6 protein-coding genes are annotated in these 8,971 nt (G+C 69.0%); 1 reads left to right on the top strand and 5 read right to left on the bottom strand.

Features of this window, described 5'->3' with window-relative positions; all coding sequences use genetic code 11:
• The coding region (locus A5695_RS29975; protein ID WP_231974994.1) for a hypothetical protein at positions 1 to 90 on the top strand (90 nt) is incomplete at its 5' end.
• Between the two features lie 124 nt (positions 91 to 214).
• On the opposite strand, the gene A5695_RS26940 is transcribed toward A5695_RS29975, so the two are convergent.
• The 5 genes from A5695_RS26940 to A5695_RS26920 all read right to left on the bottom strand — a co-directional run.
• On the bottom strand, positions 215 to 2,245 hold the full coding sequence (locus A5695_RS26940) for a cytochrome c oxidase assembly protein (protein WP_068089861.1): 2,031 nt from the start codon (positions 2,243 to 2,245) through the stop codon (positions 215 to 217).
• Positions 2,246 to 2,274: 29 nt separating this feature from the next.
• Positions 2,275 to 4,632: a glycerol-3-phosphate 1-O-acyltransferase gene (locus tag A5695_RS26935; RefSeq protein ID WP_068089860.1), complete on the bottom strand. Its 2,358-nt coding sequence runs from the start codon at positions 4,630 to 4,632 to the stop codon at positions 2,275 to 2,277.
• Entirely contained in the window at positions 4,629 to 6,371 is a 1,743-nt protein-coding gene (locus A5695_RS26930; RefSeq protein WP_068089859.1) for an HAD-IB family hydrolase/lysophospholipid acyltransferase family protein, read from the bottom strand. The genes A5695_RS26935 and A5695_RS26930 overlap by 4 nt, the downstream gene beginning before the upstream one ends.
• On the bottom strand, positions 6,368 to 7,834 hold the full coding sequence (locus A5695_RS26925) for a wax ester/triacylglycerol synthase family O-acyltransferase (RefSeq protein WP_156749875.1): 1,467 nt from the start codon (positions 7,832 to 7,834) through the stop codon (positions 6,368 to 6,370). Before A5695_RS26925 ends, A5695_RS26930 begins: the two co-directional genes overlap by 4 nt.
• A 139-nt stretch (positions 7,835 to 7,973) precedes the next feature.
• Positions 7,974 to 8,971, bottom strand: a 998-nt coding sequence (locus A5695_RS26920; protein WP_156749874.1) for an alpha/beta hydrolase, incomplete at its 5' end; no start/stop codon positions are given.

Genomic DNA, 8,971 nt, shown 5'->3' with positions numbered 1-8,971 from the left:
GTCCCACCATGGCCCGGGCCCCTCGGCGAACGCGCCGACTGGTGGTGGTACGACCCCTTCCAACCCCAACCACCACCGTCCAACAACTAGACGATGCTGAAGCCGGTTGGCGGAGAGACGAATTCGTCCTCAGTGTCCGATGATGGGTCTTGTCGAGGCCGAAGAAGCGCGCACCGACGATGAGCCGCTGGAGCCTCCCAACTCAAGCACCTTGTCAGCGCGGCTTCGCATGTCCCGGCGTGTCACGCCGGGACAGCTCGGCCAGCATCGCGTTGTAGGCGACCAGCTCTGCGTCGTCGTCGCGGTCGGCGGCGCGATCCAGCCGACGGGCGGTGCGGTCGTCGCTGCGCGCCCACTGCACCAGCAGCGCCAGCATCACGATCACCAGGGGCAGTTCGCCGGCGGCCCACGCGATGCCGCCGCCCAGCCGCTGGTCGCCGAGCAGGTCGGTGTGCCAGGTCAAGCCGAGCGAGCGGTAATAGTCGGCGCCGAGCACCTTGCGGGTGCCCATCAGCACCACCCCGAAGAACGCGTGCAGCGGCAGCGACGCGAACACCACGCCCACCTTGGCTAGCGGCGGGATGGGTCGTGGGGTGGGGTCGACGCCGATGACGATCCAGTAGAAGAGGTAGCCGCTGAGCAGAAAGTGGACGTTCATCGCGAGATGGCCCGCGTGACTGCTCACGGCGGTGTCGAACAGGTTGGACAGGTACAGCCCGTAGAAACCGGCGACGAAGAGCACAGTGGCGACCACCGGGTTGGTGAGAAATCGTGACAGCCGGCTGTGTAGCGCGGTCAGCAGCCATTCCCGCATTCCGGGCGGGTCCTCGCGGCCGGCGGCGGGCAGCGCCCGCAGGGCCAGGCTCACCGGCGCGCCGAGCACCAGCAGGATCGGCACCAGCATCGAAAGCCCCATGTGGGCGACCATGTGGACGCTGAACATCGCCGGCATGTAGCGGCCGACGCCCGACGAGGTGACGAACAGCAACGCCAGGCAGCCCAGCAGCCAGGAGGCCGTCCGGCCCGGTGGCCAGGCGTCGCCGCGGCGGCGCAAGCGCACCACGGCGGCCAGGTAGAGCGCGGCGAAAACGATCGCGGCGCTGCCGAAGATCAGGTCGAACCGCCAGTCGAACAGGATGCGCACCACGGTGGGCGGGCCGTTGAAGTCGTAGCCGATCTCGGCTTCGGGAATCGAGGGCAGCCGGCTCGGCGGCGGTGGCGGCGGGGTGCGACCCAGCCCGACGGCGACGCCGAAGGTGAGGCCGAAGACCGCGGCCTCGGCGAGCGCCAGCCGGAGCAGGGCGCGGCGCGCCCCGGAATCGGTGGCGTCGGCTTGCAGCCGCGCGACGGCGATGCGCCGCTGGCGCCAGCCCATGACTCCGAGCGCGCACAGCGCGAGGAACTTGGCGAGCACCAGGCGCCCGTATTCGGTGGTCACCAGGTCACCGAGCGGCACGCGCACCGCGGCGTTCACCACACCGCTGAGCGCCATCGCGACCCAGCACCACAGCGCGATCGCGGAGAACCGCCGGGCCGCCAGGGCGACGTGGCCCCCGCCGCGCAGCCCGTAGGCGGCCAACGCGAGCAGGCCGCCGGCCCAGACGCCGGCGGCCACAAGGTGGATCAGCAGGCTGTTGGTGGCCAGGTCGTGTGACCCGCCGGCCGACGAGTGGCCGGTTAGTCCCAGCGGCAGCAGGGTCAGCAATGAGCCGGCGAACAACAGCGGCGTCCACGACCAACGCAGCACCGACAGGCTCGCAAGCATCACCAGCGCGGCCAGCGCCGCGGTCCAGCGCCACGCGGAGGCCGTGGCGACGAGGCCCGCGACCGACCAGATCCGCACCGGGTTGAGCAGCGCGACCAACGGTCGACCCGACACGTCGGAGATGGTCAGCGGCACCAGCAGCGCCGCGCACACCGCCCAGACCCCGGACGCCACCGTGCCCAGCCGCAGCGCCCGGTAGCCGTCGGCGTCCAGGACGCCGTTGCGTTGCGGTGGCACCAAAAAAGCGGCGAACAGAAACGAACCGACGGCCAGCACCGCGGCGATCTCCCCCGCCGCCCGGACGAACGGCAACCCCAACGTGGTCGTCGGGCCGGGGTCCGGCAGTCCGGTGGCGGTCAGCGCGTCGGCCAGCGACAGCGCGCCGATACCGGCCGCCGTGCAGCCGGCCAGTGCAGCGACTCCGATCAGCAGCGGCCACACCAGGGCGCGGGGTGTGGTCACGGACCGGTCGACCGTCATACAGCCAGGGTATGGGCGCGGACCCGCGACTACCGAGCCAGGCGCTCCTCACGGGCCTTGGCCTCGCGGGCGAAGAACTGGTCGCGCGCGATCCGCCCGATGTAATCGGAGTCCCGCAGGATGCCCCGCAGTTCCTCCCGAAACGCGTTCCGGCGCTCGGCGAGGTCCGGACCGGGGGCGACCAGGTCCTGGTCGGCGATGACCTGATACGCGGTGGCGAACAACAGCGTCGACACCGACTCGCTACTGCGGACCCGGGTCTGCGCCACGTATTGGCGACCCACGCCCAGCGCCGACTCCGTCAACTCCTTCTGGCCGACGTCGGCCGGTGCGTCGCGCAGCACGTCGGCGACGATCTCGTAGGCCTCGAAGAACACTCGCAGCATCGCGTCGGCCATGAACGGCCGCTTGGCGAACAACAGCGCGTCGATCTCGCCGCCGCCCGCGGTGACGTGGGCTTCCCAATCGTCGTGCCAGGCCATCTCTTCGGCGATGTTTTCCCGAAACGACGCCGAGTCGGCGAAGTAGAAGTCGAATTTCAACAGGTCGCGCAGCCGCATCGCCCGGACCCAGAACGCCTGCATGCGGTCACCCTCGACGTGCCGCGCATGCGCGAGCGCGAGCTCGACGATCGAGGTTTCCAGAAACGCGTGGATCAGCGAGTTGCGGTAGAACGCGGCCGCGTGCTGCTCGTCGGGGGCGATGCGCCACACCGGCTCCCGGCCACCGTCGACCCGGGTGATGGGGTGCCCGTTGGACAACGCGTCGACCGCCGCCCGCACCCCGTCGCGCGAGCGCAGCCGCAACGCACTCGTCGACATCGGGTTCTGCTTGCGTTCCAGGTAGTCGAGCGAATCCTGCAGGGTGTGGTGCAGCTGACCCAGCGTCAACGCGGCGCCGCGGGTCGTCAGCAGCAGCGCGCATACCAGACCGGTGGCCGTCACCGGCGTCGCCTGCAATATCCGCCACGCAACCTCGAACGACATCTTTTGCAGCGCAAGCCGTTTGGCGTCCTGATCCTGAGCCAGCGGGCCGTGCGTCGGCCCCAGATATTGGCGCATCGAAACGGCTTCGGGGAAGCGGACGTAGATCTTGCCGTAGTTGCGTTCGCCCTGCGCGCGGATGAAGTTGTACAGCCAGCCCACGCCTTCGGGCGTCTTCTCACCGCCGCGGGCGTAGGCCGCGTACTCCGCGGTCTCATGCAGTTGGTCGAAGCCGATCGACACCGGCTGCAGCAGAATGTCTTCGCTGCGCCCGTCCAGGTAGGCGTCGGCCACGTAGGCGAGCAGGCCGAGTTTCGGGGGCAACATCTTGCCGGTGCGCGAGCGCGTCCCCTCGATGGACCAACTCAGGTTGAACCGCTTTTCGACGATGTAGCCGACGTATTCGCGCAGCACGTATTTGTAGAGCGGGTTGTCGCCGATGTTGCGGCGGATGAAGATGACGCCGGACCGGCGCAACAGCGGACCCAGCGCGCCGAATGACAGGTTGATGCCGGCGAACACGTGCACGGGCGGGAGCCGGTTCTCCTGCATCGCCACGGGCACCACCGCGCCGTCGATGTAGGACCGGTGCGAGAACAACAGCACCGCGGGGTGGGTTTCCAGGGCGGCGCGCATCGCCGCGACCTGGTAGCCGTCGTAATCGATCTCGGGGTCGAATCCGCGGCTGAGCGCCCGCCCCAGGACGCCGACCAGGTCCACCGACACCCGACTCCAGCCGGTGGCGAGTTCGTCGAGCATCTCGCCCGCTTCTTCGACGGTGGCGCCGGGGATCTTCTTCAGCCCGGCACGAAATCGGCTAGACTCCAATATCTCGGGTTTCACCAACCGCGGAGATTTGTACTGCGGCCCCAGGATTCGGTACTCGACGCGTTCGAGCGCCAGCAGTGCGCGGCGGATGACGAACCGGGCGAAATCGCACGAGTTCTCCCCGACGGTGATCTCGCGCCACTGCTGGCGCAGTTCGGAGACTTTGGCCGGTTCCCCGGCCACCACCCGTGCCCGCTGGGGCGCATTGCCCATGATCTGCAGTTGCTGACGTTCGTTGGGCTGGTAGGGATCCCGACCGGGCAGCAGGCCGGCCAGCTTCGCGATCCTGCCGCGATCCGGCGGCGGCAACCAGAACACCCGCACCGGCACGACCACACGGTCGTCGTTGGCGTCGCTGGCCGCCTCGAGCTGCTCGATCAGCGCGGTGAGCGCGCCGGCCGGCGCGTTCGGCGGCGGCAGTTCCAGGACGGCGAACCTCGCCTCCGGCCGGTCGGCGCGCTGTTGCGCCATCCAGGCCGTCACCAGTTCGGTCTCCACCGGCGACGCCATGGACGCCAATACCAGCGAGTCTTGGCCGGTGAGGACCGCGGTGGTATCCGCGGCCGGTTCGGTCACCGCCGCCCTTCGGGCGGGGATTCCGGTGTCTCGGCACCGGCGACCGCCTGGGCGGGCCGTTGTGCCTCGCCGTCTTTGAGAACCGCCTGGGACTCGTGCGGATTCGCCTTGGCCGGCTTCGATTTCGTGGCGGCCTTCTTCGCCGGCGCTTTCTTTGCCGGCGCTTTCCGTGCCGCTGGAGGTTTTGAAACGGCTTTGGCCGCAGTCTTTTTCGCAGGGGCTTTGGCCTTCACCGCCGCCTTCTTCTCCGCGTACAGGTCGACCTCGGGAAGCTCGCCGACCGGCCAATTGGCCAGCGTGTCCAAATACAGCTGCCGGACCTCGGCGATGCGCTCGGGCAGGTTCTCGACGGTCCAGTCCTGCACCGAAATCGGCGGGAAGACCGCGACGTCAACCGTGCCCGGATTGATGACGGTGGAGTTCCTGGCGGCGACGAGCTCGGCGTTGCGGATCACGATCGGGACGATCGGGATCCCGGCCGCCATGGCGAGCCGGAACGGCCCCTTCTTGAACGGCCCGACTTCGGTGGTGTCGACCCGAGTGCCTTCCGGCGCGATCACGATCGAAAGCCCCTTGCGGGCGCGGTCTTCGACCTCGTGCATGGTCTCCACAGCCGCGGCGGGATCGTCCCGGTCGATGAACACGCCGTCGAGCAGCTTGCCGAGCGTGCCCATGATCGGGTCTTTCTGCAGCTCCTTCTTGCCCACGCCGATCCAGTTGTCGCGCACCAGCGCGCCGGCGATGACCGGGTCAACCTGGTTGCGGTGATTGAAGATGAACACCGCGGGCCGCTGCGCGGTCAGGTTCTCCTGGCCGATGACGTTGAGCTGCACGCCGGCGATCGCCAGCGACAGCTGCGAGAAGGTCGAGGTGAAGAAGTTGACGCCCCGACGCCGATTACGGGTCAGCACGCCGATGCCCACGGCGCCGGCAGCGACCGGAAACATCGAACCGAATCCGGCCAGGGTGCGCAGCTGGCGCCGTAGGCCCACCGGGCCGCGGCTGTTGAACCGCAGGATCGGCCAGCCGCGGCGCTTGGCCACCGCGGCCATCTTGCCCTCGGGGTTGGTCGGGCGCGGGTTGCCGACCAGATACATCAGGGCGACGTCCTCGTCCCCGTCGGCGTAGAAGTAGCTGTCCTTCAGGTCGATGCCGTTCTCGGCCGCAAACCGTTGCACCGCAGCGGCTTTGCCCGGGCCCCACAGGATCGGCTTCTGCACCCCGCCGGTGAGGATGCCGTCTTCGGTGGTCTCGAACTTGTTGGTGAGCATGTTCGAGATGCCGAGGAACCGCGCCACCGGGTTGACCTGGATGGTCAGCGCCGACGAGCTGAGTACCACGGTGTGCCCGCGCGCAACATGCGCGCGCACCAGCTCGCGCATTTCCGGGTAGATCCGGGACTCGATCCGCTGCACGAAGAGCCGCTCGCCGATCTCCTCCAGGTCGTCGAGCAGGCGGCCGGCCAACGCAGCGGCGGCCTTGCCGATGAGATCCTCGAACTCGATGCGGCCGAGCGTGTGGCTCAGGCCGGCCTGGACCATGCCGAGCAGTTCGCCCACGCCCATGTCGCGGCGCAGCAGCCGCTCCTGGGTGAGGATCACCGCGGTGAACCCGGCCACCAGCGTCCCGTCCAGGTCGAAGAACGCCCCGATCTTGGGACCCGGTGGGCTGGCCATGATTTCGGCGACCGAGCCGGGCAACCTCATGTCCCCGGCCGTTCCCCCGTCGGCTGCGCTCATGAGCCCGCCGCCGTCCGTGCCGAAGTTGCCGGTTCGGTGAACGACGCGGGCACCGCGCGGGGTGCCGAATCACCGGCCAGCGCCAGGATTTCGTCGAAGCCCTCCAGCAGGCATTGGGCGAACAGCGGTTCGTTGCGCACCGCCGCCCTGTCGTAGCGCACCGTGATGGTGCACCAGCCGCCCCGCGAGATCAGCACCACCATCATCGCGACGCCGGGCAGGGGGCCGATGCCGTACTGCCGCAACACCTTTGCACCGGCTATGTAGGTGTCGCCGGGGTACACCGGGACATTGCTGGCCTGCACGTCGGAACCGATCACCGAGCCGGTGATGCCCTCGAGGACGGCGGTGGGCAGGACACTGAGCAGTGGTGCGACCGAACCGATGATGTTCATCGCCGGCTCGTCGCGGCGCTGCGTCATCTGCGCACGGATCTTCTTCATCCGCGAGACCGGATCGACGGTGCCGACGGGTGCGGCCAGGTTGACACCGGTGAACCGGTTGCCGCCGGCCGTGTCGGCTTCGGCCCGCAGGTTCACCGGCACCGCCATGGGCAGCGTGCTGATCGGCACGCCGAGCGCCTCGTGGTAGCGGCGCAGGGCGCCGCACAGCCCGGCGAGGTAGGCGTCGTTGATCGATCCCCCACCGGCTTTGGCGGCCCGGTGCAGGTCCGACAGCGGGATGTCGATCGCTTCGGTGCGGGTGGCCAAGCTGCGGCGGCGCAGCAGCGGCGACGGCTCAGCCGCCCGGTTGAGCACCCGCATCCCCGACATGGCGTAACCGACGATCCCGGACACGGTGGCACCCGGTTCCAGGACCGCCCGTCCGGCCGCCGACACCGCCCCGGACACCGCGCTCAGGACGCCGCCAACCACCGCGGTCGGCAGGTGGTTAATGCCTTGCCGCATCAGATCGTTGGACGTGAGGTCCTGCGGGATGGGCAGCGGGGGCGTGGGTTTGGCCGGTGGATCGCGTTCGAGGTCATAGATTTCGGCGAACATCTGCACCCCGCCGACACCGTCGGTCACGGCGTGGCTGACGTGCAGCAGCGTCGCGGCCGTTCCGTCGGCCAAACCCTCGACCAAGGTGGCAGTCCATAGCGGCCGGGAGATGTCCATCGGCGACTGCAGGATCACCTCGGCGAGGTTGAACACGTCGCGCAGCGTGCCGGGTTCGGCCACCCGCATCCGCCGCACGTGGAATTCGAGGTTGAAGTCGGGGTCCACCACCCAGCGCGGCGACGCCGTCGGCAGCGTCGGCACGACCACCTTTTGCCGCAGCCGCAACACCCGCCGGGAGGCGTTTTCGAATCGGGTCAGGAACTTGTCCCAATCCGGCGTGGTGTCGAGGAGTTCCAGCGCCATGATCCCCGAGCGGGTCCGGGGATTCGCTTCGCCCCGATGCATCAGATAGTCGACCGGCCCCAGCTGGTCGGACAACTTCACGACCTCGGACTCACTCATCGCCATCCGCTCGACGCGCCAAGCTTGTCACCGTCGCTCAAGCCTCCTGCCTAGGTCCCACCCACCCCATCGCCACCACAACGCTAGTCGGGTTGCCGCGCTGGTGAAAGGAGCGGTCGGGCCGTGAGGTGGTGGCGGCTCAGCTGGCCGGCGTCGCGGCCAGCGGCACCGAATCCAGCAGCGAGCTGACGCGCCGGCCGTAGATGACGCCCAGGAAATCGGCGACGGCGTCGGCGGCCAGCCGCGATCGAACCGTGGAGAGGATGTCGAACGCGTGGTGCGCGTTGGCGAGCTCGGCGTGGGCGACGGTCGCGGCGCCTGCCGCGCGCAGTGCCGCGCAAAAGGCCCGGGCTTGACCGCTGGGAACCAATTCGTCCTTCTCCCCGTGCAGGACGAAGAACGGCGGCGCTTCGCTGTGCACGTAGGACACCGGTGACGCCGCCTCGAACCGCTCGGGCTGGTAGGCGTAGCGGGCCTTGAACACGAACTGCTCCAGAAACGGCAGCATCAACGGGTGCATGTTGTCGAAGTCGGTGAAGTCGTACACGCCGTAGTAGGGCGCGACGGCTTGAACCGTCGTGTCGGCGCCTTCGAATCCGGGCTGAAACGCCGGATCGTTCGGGGTGAGTGCTGCCAGGGAGGCCAGGTGTCCGCCCGCCGACCCGCCGGTGATCGCGATGAAGTCGGGATCACCGCCGTAGTCGGCGATGTTTTGGCGGACCCACGCGATCGCCCTCTTCACGTCGATGAGGTGCGCGGGAAACGTGGAACGCGGGCTCTTGCAGTAGTTGATCGAGACGCAGATCCAGCCGAGTTCGGCCATGCGGCCCATCAACGTGTAGGCCTGCACCCGTTTGTCGCCGACGGTCCACGCCCCGCCGGGGACCTGGATCAGCACCGGTGCCCGGCACCCCGGCGCGAGATCGTGGCGCCGCCAGACGTCGAGCAGGTTGTCGCGGCCGCCACCAAGCCGGTCTGCGCACCGCGCGGCGGCGTGTTGGGCCGGCCCGGTCCGCATCGCCGGTACGCGGCGCAGACCTCCAACATCTCCTACGGCCCGGGCGGCCGCGACAACCTGCTCGACGTCTGGCGGCGCCACGATCTCGCGCCGGGGTGCCGGGCACCGGTGCTGATCCA

Origin of the sequence: Mycobacterium sp. E1747, from assembly GCF_001667775.1 — a bacterium.
Lineage (GTDB): Bacteria > Actinomycetota > Actinomycetes > Mycobacteriales > Mycobacteriaceae > Mycobacterium.
This window is presented reverse-complemented; position numbering and strand designations above follow the sequence as displayed.

Excerpts from the sequence above, each read along its gene's own strand:
- A5695_RS26930 (WP_068089859.1), bottom strand. The coding sequence starts at position 6,371 with ATGAGCGCAGCCGACGGGGGAACGGCCGGGGACATGAGGTTGCCCGGC.
- A5695_RS26940 (WP_068089861.1), bottom strand. The coding sequence starts at position 2,245 with ATGACGGTCGACCGGTCCGTGACCACACCCCGCGCCCTGGTGTGGCCG.
- A5695_RS26925 (WP_156749875.1), bottom strand. The coding sequence starts at position 7,834 with ATGAGTGAGTCCGAGGTCGTGAAGTTGTCCGACCAGCTGGGGCCGGTC.